Source organism: Photorhabdus sp. RW14-46 (assembly GCF_963887965.1).
In the GTDB taxonomy this organism is placed as follows: domain Bacteria; phylum Pseudomonadota; class Gammaproteobacteria; order Enterobacterales; family Enterobacteriaceae; genus Photorhabdus; species Photorhabdus laumondii.
In genome coordinates this window covers 319,145-332,096 of the sequence record NZ_CAWPHH010000001.1, presented here as the reverse complement: position 1 = coordinate 332,096, position 12,952 = coordinate 319,145, and the positions used below count along the sequence as shown (strand labels likewise).

General features: G+C 44.8%; 11 protein-coding genes. 6 read left to right on the top strand and 5 right to left on the bottom strand.

Going from position 1 to position 12,952, the window contains the following annotated elements:
• The first annotated feature begins 59 nt into the window (after positions 1-59).
• From cpdA to ftsP, 6 genes are all read left to right on the top strand, one after another.
• Positions 60-899: a 3',5'-cyclic-AMP phosphodiesterase gene (cpdA, locus tag AACQ38_RS01400; RefSeq protein ID WP_011148086.1), complete on the top strand. Its 840-nt coding sequence runs from the start codon at positions 60-62 to the stop codon at positions 897-899.
• 128 nt (positions 900-1,027) lie between these two features.
• Positions 1,028-1,636, top strand: a complete 609-nt coding sequence (yqiA, locus tag AACQ38_RS01395; RefSeq protein ID WP_011148085.1) for an esterase YqiA — start codon at positions 1,028-1,030, stop codon at positions 1,634-1,636.
• Between the two features lie 72 nt (positions 1,637-1,708).
• The gene (gene parE, locus AACQ38_RS01390) at positions 1,709-3,604 is read left to right on the top strand and encodes a DNA topoisomerase IV subunit B (RefSeq protein WP_011148084.1); all 1,896 of its coding nucleotides are present in this window, start codon (positions 1,709-1,711) and stop codon (positions 3,602-3,604) included.
• Positions 3,605-3,645: 41 nt separating this feature from the next.
• Positions 3,646-5,913, top strand: a complete 2,268-nt coding sequence (parC, locus tag AACQ38_RS01385) for a DNA topoisomerase IV subunit A (protein WP_165577234.1) — start codon at positions 3,646-3,648, stop codon at positions 5,911-5,913.
• 22 nt (positions 5,914-5,935) lie between these two features.
• Positions 5,936-6,664, top strand: a complete 729-nt coding sequence (locus AACQ38_RS01380; protein WP_011148082.1) for a 1-acylglycerol-3-phosphate O-acyltransferase — start codon at positions 5,936-5,938, stop codon at positions 6,662-6,664.
• Between the two features lie 404 nt (positions 6,665-7,068).
• Entirely contained in the window at positions 7,069-8,490 is a 1,422-nt protein-coding gene (gene ftsP / locus AACQ38_RS01375) for a cell division protein FtsP (protein ID WP_011148081.1), read from the top strand.
• A 134-nt stretch (positions 8,491-8,624) separates the two neighbouring features.
• Here ftsP and dkgA read toward each other — a convergent pair whose 3' ends face one another.
• The 5 genes from dkgA to metC form a co-directional block, all read right to left on the bottom strand.
• A complete protein-coding gene (gene dkgA / locus AACQ38_RS01370) occupies positions 8,625-9,503 on the bottom strand; it encodes a 2,5-didehydrogluconate reductase DkgA (protein WP_165577233.1) in 879 nt (292 codons plus the stop codon).
• A 398-nt stretch (positions 9,504-9,901) separates the two neighbouring features.
• The gene (locus tag AACQ38_RS01365; protein ID WP_165577232.1) at positions 9,902-10,573 is read right to left on the bottom strand and encodes a DedA family protein; all 672 of its coding nucleotides are present in this window, start codon (positions 10,571-10,573) and stop codon (positions 9,902-9,904) included.
• Between the two features lie 143 nt (positions 10,574-10,716).
• Positions 10,717-11,205 carry a type II toxin-antitoxin system YhaV family toxin gene (locus AACQ38_RS01360; RefSeq protein ID WP_165577231.1) on the bottom strand — a complete coding sequence of 163 codons (489 nt, stop codon included), beginning with the start codon at positions 11,203-11,205 and terminating at the stop codon, positions 10,717-10,719.
• A 5-nt stretch (positions 11,206-11,210) separates the two neighbouring features.
• Positions 11,211-11,561: a type II toxin-antitoxin system PrlF family antitoxin gene (locus tag AACQ38_RS01355; protein ID WP_165577230.1), complete on the bottom strand. Its 351-nt coding sequence runs from the start codon at positions 11,559-11,561 to the stop codon at positions 11,211-11,213.
• A gap of 148 nt (positions 11,562-11,709) precedes the next feature.
• Positions 11,710-12,900, bottom strand: a complete 1,191-nt coding sequence (gene metC, locus AACQ38_RS01350) for a cystathionine beta-lyase (protein ID WP_165577229.1) — start codon at positions 12,898-12,900, stop codon at positions 11,710-11,712.
• Positions 12,901-12,952 lie beyond the last annotated feature (52 nt).

Genomic DNA, 12,952 nt, shown 5'->3' with positions numbered 1-12,952 from the left:
TCTCTTGCGTTAAAACGAGTTATGATGCTCGTCGATGACTTATAGGACAAGGAAACCATTTGGAAAGCCAGTTTGAACTGCCTGTGGTAGAGGGAACCACAGCCAAAATATTGCAAATAACAGATACGCATCTTTTTGCCAGCAAAGAAGATACTTTATTGGGTATCAATACTTATCGCAGTTACCAAGCGGTGCTGGATGCCATCCTCAAACAAAATGCTGATATTGATTTAATCGTAGCGACAGGTGATTTGGTGCAGGATCAGTCGTTGGAAGCTTATCGACATTTTGCTGATGGTATTGCCCGTTTACCGGCACCTTGTGTCTGGTTACCCGGTAATCATGATTATCAGCCTGCGATGGTGGATGCCTTGGCGGCGGCTGGCGTTTCTCCGTCGAAACAGATTTTAGTCGGTAAGCACTGGCAACTTTTGATGCTTGATAGTCAGGTGCAGGGCGTTCCCCACGGGGAGTTGTCGGAATATCAGCTTGAATGGATGAAAAATTGCCTGGATAGGCACCCTGAACGTTACGCGGTGATCCTGCTTCATCATCATCCATTACCATCAGGTTGTACCTGGCTGGATCAGCATAGTTTGCGCAATTCACATATTCTGGCCCAGTATCTGCAAAGTTATTCACGAGTTAAGGCGATGCTTTGTGGGCATATACATCAAGAGATGGATCTGGATTGGAATGGCATCCGTATGATGGCGACACCATCAACATGTTTGCAATTCAAACCACATTGTACCAATTTTATGCTTGATACTGTTGCTCCGGGATGGCGTTATCTCGAATTGTCTGTTGCCGATAATGGCGAATTTGGTTTGACAACTCAGGTCTATAGACTGGCAAGTAATGAGTTCTGCCCTGATTTAGATTCGGATGGATATTAGGTTGTGTTTGTCTCTTTGTGTTGCTGTGTTACTCTCTGCTTATTGGATTTGCCAAGCCTCACCATCTGTGGTGTGTCGCACAGGAGCATAGTGGCCAGTGGTATTGCACAATTGAGGGGCTCGGTCTGATGTCAACCTTACTCTATTTGCACGGTTTTAATAGTTCCCCGCAGTCTGCAAAAGCCAATGCCTTAAAAGCGTGGCTGTATCAGCATCATCCTGACATTGACATGCTGGTGCCTCAGTTACCCCCTTATCCTGAAGAAGCGGCTGAGCTGCTCGAAAATCTGGTGATGGAGCATGCCGGGGATGATTTGGGTATCGTTGGCTCTTCTCTCGGTGGTTATTTAGCGATATGGCTTTCACAATGTTTCAGCTTGCCCGCTGTGGTCGTTAATCCAGCCGTGCGTCCGTTTGAATTACTGCGGGATTATCTTGGGGAAAATATTAACCCTTATACAAACCAACGATATACGTTGGAATCGCGCCATATTCATGATCTCAAAAGCATGTGGATTGAACCATTGGAGTCACCGGATCTTATCTGGTTATTGCAACAAACCGGAGATGAGGTGCTGGATTACCGCCAGGCGGTTGCTTATCTGGTATTATGTAAGCAAACTATTGAATCTGGTGGTAATCATGCCTTTATCGGATTTGAACACTATTTCCCACAAATCATCAACTTTCTTGGGCTTTCTAGTGATGGCGAGAAAAAACTTGCCAAAAATGTTTGAACGACTGGTATTATCAACAGTATACAAAACTGATTAGCCCTTTAATCAAGAAGCAACCAACAGAATTACAACATGACTCAATCTAGTTACAACGCAGATGCCATTGAAGTTCTCAGTGGTCTGGAACCGGTTCGCCGTCGTCCGGGAATGTACACTGATACAACGCGTCCGAACCATTTGGCACAGGAAGTGATCGATAACAGCGTGGATGAAGCTTTGGCAGGTCACGCTAAACATATTGAAGTGATCCTTCATAGCGATCAGTCACTGGAGGTCATTGATGATGGCCGCGGCATGCCGGTTGATATTCATCCAGAAGAAGGCGTTTCAGCGGTTGAGTTGATCCTGAGCCGCTTACATGCCGGTGGTAAATTTTCGAATAAAAACTATCAGTTTTCTGGTGGTCTCCACGGTGTGGGGATCTCGGTGGTTAACGCTTTGTCCAAGCGGATTGAGGTCACCGTTCGCCGTGACAGTCAGATTTATCAGATTGCTTTTGAGAATGGCGATAAGGTGCAGGAGCTGACAGTAATAGGAAGTTGTGGTAAACGCAACACCGGTACTGGTGTTCACTTCTGGCCTGACGAAAGTTTCTTTGATAGCCCTCGTTTCTCTGTTTCCCGCTTGACCCATTTGCTGAAAGCGAAAGCCGTTTTATGTCCGGGAGTGGAAATTGTTTTTAAAGACAAGATCAACGGTACTGAACAGAAATGGTGTTATGCCGATGGTCTGACCGACTATTTGATGGCTGCGGTTAATGGCCTGACAACATTGCCGGCTGCGCCTTTTGTCGGTACTTTCAGTGGTGCAACCGAAGCGGTTGACTGGGCGTTACTCTGGTTGCCGGAGGGGGGAGAGCTACTGGCTGAAAGTTATGTCAACCTCATCCCAACGATGCAGGGGGGAACACATGTAAACGGGTTGCGTCAGGGGTTACTGGATGCGATGCGTGAATTTTGCGAATTTCGCAATATCTTGCCACGTGGTGTGAAGCTTGCTGCCGATGATATCTGGGATCGCTGTACTTATGTTCTGTCGGTAAAAATGCAGGATCCGCAATTTGCTGGTCAGACGAAAGAACGCCTCTCTTCGCGCCAATCTGCTGCTTTTGTTTCTGGTGTTGTCAAAGATGCTTTCAGCTTATGGTTAAACCAGAATGTTCAGGAAGCAGAGCAGTTGGCTGAACTGGCGATCGCTAGCGCACAACGTAGAATGCGTGCAGCGAAAAAGGTTGTGCGTAAAAAACTGACCAGTGGCCCAGCATTACCGGGAAAACTGGCTGACTGTACATCACAGGATCTCAATTTTACCGAACTGTTTCTGGTAGAAGGAGATTCTGCGGGGGGATCGGCAAAACAGGCGCGTGACCGTGAATATCAAGCCATTATGCCGCTGAAAGGGAAGATTCTGAATACTTGGGAAGTTTCTTCAGATGAAGTGTTGGCATCACAGGAAGTCCATGATATCTCTGTCGCGATTGGTATCGACCCGGATAGCCACGATCTCAGTCAGTTGCGTTATGGCAAAATCTGTATTCTGGCGGATGCAGACTCAGATGGTTTGCATATTGCGACGCTATTGTGTGCCCTGTTTGTCCGCCATTTCCCAACATTGGTTAAGAACGGCCATGTTTATATGGCAATGCCGCCTCTATATCGTATTGATCTAGGTAAAGAAGTGTATTACGCATTGGATGAAGAGGAAAAAAGTGCGGTGTTGGATCGTCTAAGCCGCAAACGGGGTAAGCCTAACGTACAGCGCTTTAAAGGATTGGGTGAGATGAATCCCATGCAACTGCGTGAAACAACGTTAGACCCGAATACCCGTCGTCTGGTGCAGTTGACTATCGATGATGAAAACTACCAGGAAACCTTCTCTATGATGGATATGCTTCTAGCGAAGAAGCGTTCAGAAGATCGCCGTAACTGGCTGCAAGAGAAGGGCGATACGGTAGACATTGAAGTGTAACACCCACAGGGATAGTCAAAAGATTCTGAGGAAATTAACGAATGAGTGAGATAACTCACGATGGAGTGGAGCGTTTGCCGCTCCACTCATTTACTGAAACCGCCTACCTGAACTACTCCATGTACGTCATCATGGATAGGGCGTTGCCTTTTATCGGTGACGGTTTGAAACCGGTTCAGCGCCGTATTGTTTATGCCATGTCAGAACTGGGATTGAACAATACCGCCAAATTTAAGAAATCCGCCCGTACCGTGGGTGATGTACTGGGTAAATACCATCCGCATGGTGATGGTGCTTGTTATGAAGCTATGGTGTTAATGGCGCAGCCATTTTCTTACCGCTATCCTTTAGTGGATGGGCAAGGAAACTGGGGAGCGCCGGATGATCCCAAATCTTTCGCCGCGATGCGTTATACCGAGTCTCGCCTGTCCAAATATGCCGAGTTGCTGTTGGCTGAGTTAGGCCACGGTACCGTTGATTGGGTGCCAAACTTTGACGGCACATTGCAGGAACCGAAAATGCTGCCGGCGCGTTTGCCAAATATTTTGCTGAATGGCACCACCGGTATTGCGGTGGGGATGGCGACAGATATTCCGCCCCATAATGCGCGTGAAGTGGTGAATGCACTGGTTACGCTGCTGGATAAGCCACAGAGTTCCCTTGATGATCTGATGGAACACGTTAAAGGTCCTGATTATCCGACTGAAGCGGAGATCATCACTTCTCACGAAGATATCCGTAAGATTTATAAAAATGGCCGTGGTTCGGTACGGATGCGAGCTGTTTGGTCAAAAGAAGATGGCAATGTTGTGATCACTGCGCTGCCGCATCAGGTTTCTGGTGCCAAAGTGTTGGAACAGATCGCTAACCAAATGCGGGCTAAAAAGCTGCCTATGGTTGATGACTTACGAGATGAATCTGATCATGAAAATCCAACTCGTCTGGTTATTGTCCCTCGCACAAACCGGGTTGATTTGGAGCAGGTGATGAATCATCTGTTTGCCACTACCGATTTGGAAAAGAGTTATCGCGTTAACCTGAACATGATCGGGTTGGATAACCGTCCGACCGTGAAAGGGCTGGTTGAGATCCTCTCCGAATGGTTGGTATTCCGCCGGGAAACCGTTCGTAAACGTCTGAACCATCGTCTGGAAAAAGTTCTTAAGCGCCTGCATGTGCTGGAGGGCTTACTGATCGCATTTCTCAATATTGATGAAGTCATTCACATTATCCGTAGTGAAGATGAGCCAAAACCAGTATTAATGTCACGTTTTGGTTTAAGTGAGACGCAAACGGAAGCCATTCTTGAGCTGAAATTACGCCACTTAGCTAAACTGGAAGAGGTAAAAATCCGTGGCGAACAGAGCGAACTGGCAAAAGAGCGTGATAAGTTACAGGCGATTCTGAGTTCTGAGCGCAAACTGAATACCCTGTTGAAGAAAGAGATCATGGCTGATGCGGCCACTTATGGTGATGAGCGTCGTTCTCCAATGAGAGAACGTGATGAAGCCAAAGCGATGAGTGAGCATGACATCACGCCTTCTGAGCCGGTGACAATCGTATTGTCCGAGATGGGTTGGGTTCGTAGTGCGAAAGGTCACGATATTGATCCGGCCGGTCTGAATTACAAAGCAGGTGATAGCTTCCGTGGTGCGGCTCGTGGTAAGAGCAATCAGCCGGTTGTGTTTATTGATACAACAGGTCGCAGTTACTCGCTTGATCCGCGGGATTTACCTTCTGCCAGAGGGCAGGGGGAACCACTAACGGGTAAATTGACTGTACCCGCAGGGGCAACGGTAGAACATGTACTGATGGCACCGGATGAACAGCAGTTTCTGATGGTCTCTGATGCTGGTTATGGTTTTATCTGTACTTTTAGTGATTTGGTTGCTAAAAACCGAGCAGGTAAGGCACTGATTACATTGCCGGAAAATGCTCGCGTCATGACGCCGCTGGAAATAAATAATCCGCAGGATGATATGTTGTTGGCAATTACCAGCGCAGGCCGGATGTTAATGTTCCCGGTTGCAGATTTGCCGCAACTTTCTAAAGGGAAAGGGAATAAGATAATTTCTGTTCAGTCAGCCGCAGAAAATGACCTGTTGAGTTGGTTATTGATACTACCGCCACAATCGTCTATTACACTTTACTTTGGAAAGCGTAAATTGACGCTGCGTCCTGAAGATCTTCAGAAATTCCGAGGAGAACGTGGTCGTAAGGGAACGTCTCTACCTCGTGGGTTGCAGCGTATTGAACGGGTACAGATTGAGACTCCACCTTCTGCTACTAATACTAACGTAACTAAATAGTGGGATTAAATAAGAGGCGGCTATGTTAGCAATTATTCGCGGCATTATTGTTATTCTGTTTTCGATTGTAGTGTGTGTCTCTGGTGCTATTTACTGCTTATTCAGGCCACGTCATCCTGACCATGTTATGGTGTTTGGGAATATGTTTGGTCGGTTGTCGAAAATATTTGGCGTCAAAATTATTGAGCGTATTCCTGCTGAAGCTAAGCATTATGGTCCGAGTATCTACATTGGCAACCACCAAAACAACTATGACATGATAACTATGTCCAATGCGGTCCAGCCGGGCACAGTGACAGTAGGTAAAAAAACGTTGGTGCTGATCCCATTTTTTGGTCAGCTTTATTGGTTGGCAGGTAATATCCTGATTGATCGTGCTAACCGTGCTAAAGCACATGGCACGATTGCTCAGGTTGTGGAGCAGATTAAAAATCGTCATCTTTCTGTTTGGATGTTTCCGGAAGGGACACGTAGTCGTGGTCGTGGTTTGTTGCCATTTAAAACTGGCGCTTTCCATGCTGCGATCTCTGCGGGAGTGCCGATTGTCCCGGTCTGCGTTTCTTCTATCACTAATGGACGTATTAAGCTGAATCGCTGGAATAATGGTCCCGTCATTGTTGAAATGTTGCCTCCCATTGATACTTCTGGCTATACCAAAGAGCAGGTGCGTGAGCTGGCAGAATATTGTCATAAAGTGATGAAAGCTAAAATAGATGCATTGGATGAAGAGTTGGCTGCAATGGAGAAATAGGGTAAGTATTCATAATAGGTTGTTTGGAGCCACTCTTTTATAATAAAGTGCGGGTCTAACCAAGGCGATAGCTGTTAAGCGTACTTTAATCCTCACATATTTAGCATATGTGAGGATTTTTGTTCGTTATCCATGACCACAATTTATTATTAGTCGGAAATGACATGTACTGATGCTGATCGGGAAAGATTCGTGTAATGCATTCAGATAGTTTAATTCCCACCATATTCGCGTTATGATGAGCGCTTGATAAATAATGTTTTTGTTAAGCGCAATCAAAAGGATAATAAGCTTTAATAACTTCAATATTGAGTTATTCGCTTCCGGGATGAATGATTGCAGTGTCTCAACTATTTTTGAGCCATATAGGCCCGGAATTTAATTAGGTTTGTCGCGGAGAAAATATGTCATTTAGTCGGCGCCAGTTTATTCAGGTATCAGGCTTGGCGATGTGTATCGGAGCCGCTCCTTTATTGGTTCGGGCCAGCAAAAATCAGCAGACTGCTTTGCCGGTTCCCCCTTTATTGGAATCCCGTGGTGGGCAGCCGTTATTTCTGACTTTACAAAAAGCGCATTGGACTTTTGATGGACAATATAAAACCAGTGTATGGGGGATTAATGGTCAATACCTTGGTCCGACTATACGGGTTCATAAAAACGATGATGTCAAACTGATATACAGCAATCGGCTAGCAGAGCCGGTTTCAATGACCGTCAGCGGATTACAATTACCGGGTACATTGACCGGTGGAGTTGCCCGTCAGATTTCTCCGGGGTCTGACTGGTCGCCAGTGTTGCCTATTCGTCAGCAGGCGGCAACTTGCTGGTATCATGCCAATACACCTAATCGGATGGCACCACATGTTTATAAAGGTTTGGCTGGTATGTGGTTGGTAGAAGATGAAACCAGCCGCCATTTGCCGTTGCCGAAACACTATGGTGTTAATGATTTCCCGGTTATTCTTCAAGATAAACGGTTGGATAACTTTGGGGTTCCTGAGTATCAGCCGGCCTCTGATAGTGGATTTATCGGTAATACTCTGTTAGTTAATGGCGTACAGAATCCTTTTATTGAGGTATCTCGTGGCTGGATCCGTTTACGTTTACTCAATGCATCTAATGCTCGCCGATATCAGTTACAGATTGGTGATGGCCGTCCTTTCTATATGATAGGCACTGATTTGGGGCTGTTACCTGCGCCGATAGCCGTTCAGCAACTCTCCCTTGCGCCAGGAGAACGGCGTGAGGTATTAATTGATATGTCCAAAGAGGATGAAGTTGTTGTTACCGCAGGTGAATCAGCTGGGGTACTTGATAAGTTGCGTGGGTTGTTTGAACCCTCTACGGTGTTGATTTCCAGCACCGTTTTGACCATTAAAGCAACCGGTTTATTATCTCTGGTGACAGATAATCTCCCATCTCGTTTGATTGATGATGTTACGCCAGTTTCCAGTGTAATCCGTAACCGGGAAATTTATCTTGATGATAATACGCCGGGAATAAACGGTGCGTTATGGGATATGAATCGGGTGGATATTACTAGCCAGCAAGGAACGTGGGAGCGTTGGATCGTAAATGCTTCTGCCCCACAACCATTCCATATTGAAGGTGTGCAGTTTAAGCTGATTAACCACAACGGTGAGGCCCCTCAACCGCAAGATTATGGTTGGAAGGATACGGTTTGGGTTGATGGGCGGGTGGAATTGCTGGTTTATATGAACCAGCCCTCTTATGAGCACTTCCCATTCCTCTATTACAGCCAGATTCTGGAAATGGCCGATCGCGGCTCTGTTGGGCAGTTAGTGACTATACCGGTCAATCAATAATGGAAAAAACCAGATGAGTGATAATCGGTAGAACCAAGAAAATAGCTCAGCAAAATTGGGGCGCGGCGGTGATGCCGCGCACGTTTTAATTCTACTTTGTCCACGATCACCCTATCAATTTTATCAGCCGTTTTTCAGCACTGATTATTAGCGCTATTTTGCTCAAGAAGCTGAATGAATTCACTGAAATCAACGAATATTTCAGGGGTTGGTCCCAGACGTTTACCGATATCTAGCGTAGTCATCGCGGTCAAATCTTCTTTTTCTAGTTTGAAATCGAACACATCAAAGTTCTCTTTAATTCTCGATAACGTGGTTGATTTTGGGATCACAATCATGCCGTTATCAATGTGCCAGCGAATAACAACCTGCGCGGGTGTTTTGCCATACTTTTGTGTCAGATGTTGAACCAGTTGATTATCAAATACATTTTCACCACCTTGTGCCAGTGGGCTCCAGGATTCGGTAACGATATTATGTGTGGCATTCCAGGCATGGAGCTGACGTTGTTGTAACAGCGGGTGCAACTCAATCTGATTAATGACGGGATGAACACCGGTTTCATTGATCAGTCGCTGGATGTGTTCAGGTTGGAAGTTAGAAACACCAATACTGCGAATAAGCCCCTCTTTCTGTAATTCAATCAATTGTTGCCAGGCACCGACATATTGATCTTGCGGTGGTGCAGGCCAGTGAATGAGGTAAAGGTCAACATAATCCAGTTGCAACTTTTCCAGACTTTCTGCCAAGGCAGCACGGGCATCAAGGTGTCTGTCATTCCACAATTTAGTTGTAACAAAGATATCTTCACGGGGGATATCTGTTTCTTGTAACGCGTTGCCTACGCCTTTCTCATTGTTGTAGATAGCGGCGGTATCAATTGCCCGATAACCGATATCCAGTGCAGCATGGATTGTTTCTGCTATCTGCTGGTCATCTGCGGCCCATGATCCAAGCCCCAGTTGTGGCATGTGATTCCCATCAGCAAGTCTGATAATAGGTTGATTATCCATTACTAACTCCTATAAAAAGAGAGACTTAAAATATCAGTTGAAATTATGGCAATTGATATTAAGTTGATATTAAGCGTAATTGAAGGAAGTAATACAATCGGCGTGATCTAAGCCATGTATTGTGTCAATACATGGCCAAGTCCATAGATTGACCGGTTTGGTGATGCATCGATACCAAGAGTATCACTTAGTGGCTGAGCCTTAGCCTATACCCGTTATCCTTCAAGTTGCCTCTTTGTTGGCTGCACTCACTCACCCCGGTCACATAGTTCGCTATGCTCCCGGGGGTTCGCTCCCTTGCCGTCGCGATGCATCTTGAAATCCATAGGGTATATATAATATTGGTACATTAAGTTAAGGATAAAAACCCTGCCGCTGCTTGTAAACCATGATGACTTTTATTTACGTTTTGTCGCCGAGATTTTCTTGTGGTGCCAGTACATCAACAAAGAGGCGCTTAAACCACTTAGCAATAGCACTATGGGTAAAATTATCAAAATGTTCATCACCAAATCTTGGTGATTTTTAATAAACGGGATCTGATTAAGGAGATAACCAAAACCGACCACGATGACAACCCATAGCAGGCCACTCAACCAGTTAAAAACTTGAAAGCGTTTACTGTTAAGGCCGGATATACCCGCCAATGTTGGTAACAGAGTGCGGACAAAAGCCAAAAAACGGCCAATCAGTAACGCGGCCAAACCATGTTTGAAAAACAGCTCGTTAGCTCGTTGGCGATACTGAATAGGAAGTTGTGCCAGCCAATTCTTAACTCGTTTGGTATCGCCAAGCCATAGCCCTTGAAGATAGCCAAACCAGCAACCGATACTTGCCGCCGCTGTTAATATAAAAACGGTTGGGATAAAACTCATGACTCCCTTGGCAACTAATGCACCGGCAAGGATTAACAGAGTATCACCGGGCAGAAAAGCGGCAGGTAATAAGCCATTTTCCAGAACCAGTGTCACGAATAGAATGCCATAGATAATCCAGAGAACATCGGGGTTGGCAAGTTTAGAAAAGTCATGCTGCCATAATGCCTGCATGATCCCGTTTAGTACTTCCATTGCTTATCCTGTAACTGTTATACCCGTTATCTTGAAATCCATAGGGTATATAAAATAAATTTATTGCATCTGTATATATAAAGTCAGTTTACAGTAAAAGCTTTGGCATGGCTTGACTTTATCCGGATAAGGAGAAACTATGACTAATGTTCATTAATAAGTTTAGTTAAGTGTGGTGAATCAATGGATTCTTTTAAAAGAGAGTTCCAGTCGTCTGGTGGGTGTCCTGCATTAAGCATTTCACCAAATACTTTGTAAGCATCGTGCTTATCACCATATACCCTTTTTGTTCTCTCATCATTTACCCAGCCAAAGATAATAATTTTACTTTCAGCGTGAAAACGGAAAAAAAGGCGATATTGTTGGAAAAATTTTGCTCTGAACCAGTGTTTTCTTTTGCCACCTAATGTATCACCTAAACGAAAGGCTATATTAGTTGGGTCATTGGGAATAATTTCAGTAACGAGTTTTATGATTGCAGCCAAGCGTTTTGTATCATTTTTTTTCAAGTAGTCATTTGGATATTTTTGTTGAAGTTGTTCTACCTTATCTATTGATTGTTTTAATTGTTCTACAAAGCACGGATGAGCAAAAAGAGCCCATCCGTTTATTACACATACTCGATCATACATAGTCTTTACTCATCGTCAGCAGATAATGGGTTGCTCAGATCTATGTCTATTCCAGCGATAAGTGACTTCGCCTGGTTAATGAGTTGTTCATCTAATTGTTGTACTTGTTCCGGATGTCTCCGAATGTCTTTTGCCAGAAAGTCCAGAAATGATTCCATGACAAGATCTTTTTCTTCTTCACTATTTTTACGGCTGATAAGTACATCACCAGAAGATAAAATCTTATATGCGATACTGTCATGACCTGGTTTTAACTTAAGCGCTTTACGGACAGATGTTGGGATGGTTGTCTGGCTGCGACTGGTAAGCTTGGATTCTGCACCAACCTCGAACTCAACATTTGGTAATGCGTGCATATTTCTACCTCGTTATGCTGATTTGAGAATCTGTTCAACAAAGTGTAATGCAAATGCATTGTACTGGCAATATATCTATATTATCGCTTCATTATGATTTCAAATGTTAAGTTTTTCAGTTTATTACATTGAATAACAATAAGATTACTCAAGTCGAAATTCGACCAAATCCCTCTGCGAGGTCATCAATCAAATCTTGAACATTTTCCAGCCCGACATGCAGGCGGAACAGAGTGCCCGTCCTTTGTGAAATATCGTATTGACGCATCATTTTTATCTCTTCTGGTTGATAGCCTAGGATCAGAGATTCAAAACCGCCCCATGAGAATGCCATTTTAAAATGGTGAAAATTATCCAGGTAATCCGTAAATTGTTGGGGAGTTAACTTCTTTTTCAATTGAAAAGAGAACAGGCCGCTACTGCCACTGAAATCACGGATAAAATTATTGTGACCGGGGCAGGAAGGCAGAGCGGGGTGATAGACAGCGGCAACTTCGGTTCGTTGTTGCAGCCAGTGTGCGACTTCAATACTGCTTTTTTCATGTTGTTTCAAGCGAATGGCTAAAGTACGCAATCCGCGACTGGCCATATAGACCGTATCGGCATCGGCTATCTGCCCCATCAAATAGGAATTTTCTCGCAGTTGCGCCCAACAACGTTCATTAGCCACGGCAATCCCTAACATTGCGTCTGAGTGACCAATAATATATTTGGTGCCTGATTGAATCGAAATATCGATGCCGAATTCTAGCGCTTTAAACAGCACACCTGCCGCCCAAGTATTATCGATTATGATGACAATATCTGGCTTGGCTTGGCGCACTGCGCGGACAATAGTGGGGATATCTTGTACTTCCATTGTGATGGAGCCGGGGGATTCAAGAAACACCACTTTGGTATTGGGCTTAATCAGATCAGCAATCTCTTCGCCAATCATGGGATCGAAATAATCGGTGGTAATATTCATCCGTGACAATATCTTGTCACAGAAACTTTGCGTCGGGTCATAAGCTGAACCGGTTAATAGAATATGATCGCCTGCGGCGGCAAAAGCGAGAATGGCATGACTAATCGCGGCGGCACCAGAAGGGTAAAGCATACAGCCTGCGCCACTTTCCAGTTCAGCCATTGCGGCTTGAAAAGAGAAATGAGTCTGTGTACCACGGCGGCCATAAAACAGTTCGCTCTTGCTCCGGTTTTGCGTAGCATGTTTTTTGTCGGCGACAGAATCGAAGATCACCGATGAAGTTCGCTGAATGATGGGATTGACTGCGCCTTGAGTAAATTTTTGGCTTCTACCTGCATTGACCAGTAACGTTTCCAGTTTTTTTTCTGCCATGATCCACTGCCACCTTTAACACTTCAATTTTTGAAATGGTGTAAAAAATAGA

Coding starts and splice junctions, on each gene's coding strand:
- AACQ38_RS01360 (WP_165577231.1), bottom strand. CDS start 11,205: ATGTATGATCGAGTATGTGTAATAAACGGATGGGCTCTTTTTGCTCAT.
- ftsP (WP_011148081.1), top strand. CDS start 7,069: ATGTCATTTAGTCGGCGCCAGTTTATTCAGGTATCAGGCTTGGCGATG.
- AACQ38_RS01380 (WP_011148082.1), top strand. CDS start 5,936: ATGTTAGCAATTATTCGCGGCATTATTGTTATTCTGTTTTCGATTGTA.
- AACQ38_RS01355 (WP_165577230.1), bottom strand. CDS start 11,561: ATGCACGCATTACCAAATGTTGAGTTCGAGGTTGGTGCAGAATCCAAG.
- AACQ38_RS01365 (WP_165577232.1), bottom strand. CDS start 10,573: ATGGAAGTACTAAACGGGATCATGCAGGCATTATGGCAGCATGACTTT.
- parC (WP_165577234.1), top strand. CDS start 3,646: ATGAGTGAGATAACTCACGATGGAGTGGAGCGTTTGCCGCTCCACTCA.
- parE (WP_011148084.1), top strand. CDS start 1,709: ATGACTCAATCTAGTTACAACGCAGATGCCATTGAAGTTCTCAGTGGT.
- yqiA (WP_011148085.1), top strand. CDS start 1,028: ATGTCAACCTTACTCTATTTGCACGGTTTTAATAGTTCCCCGCAGTCT.
- dkgA (WP_165577233.1), bottom strand. CDS start 9,503: ATGGATAATCAACCTATTATCAGACTTGCTGATGGGAATCACATGCCA.
- metC (WP_165577229.1), bottom strand. CDS start 12,900: ATGGCAGAAAAAAAACTGGAAACGTTACTGGTCAATGCAGGTAGAAGC.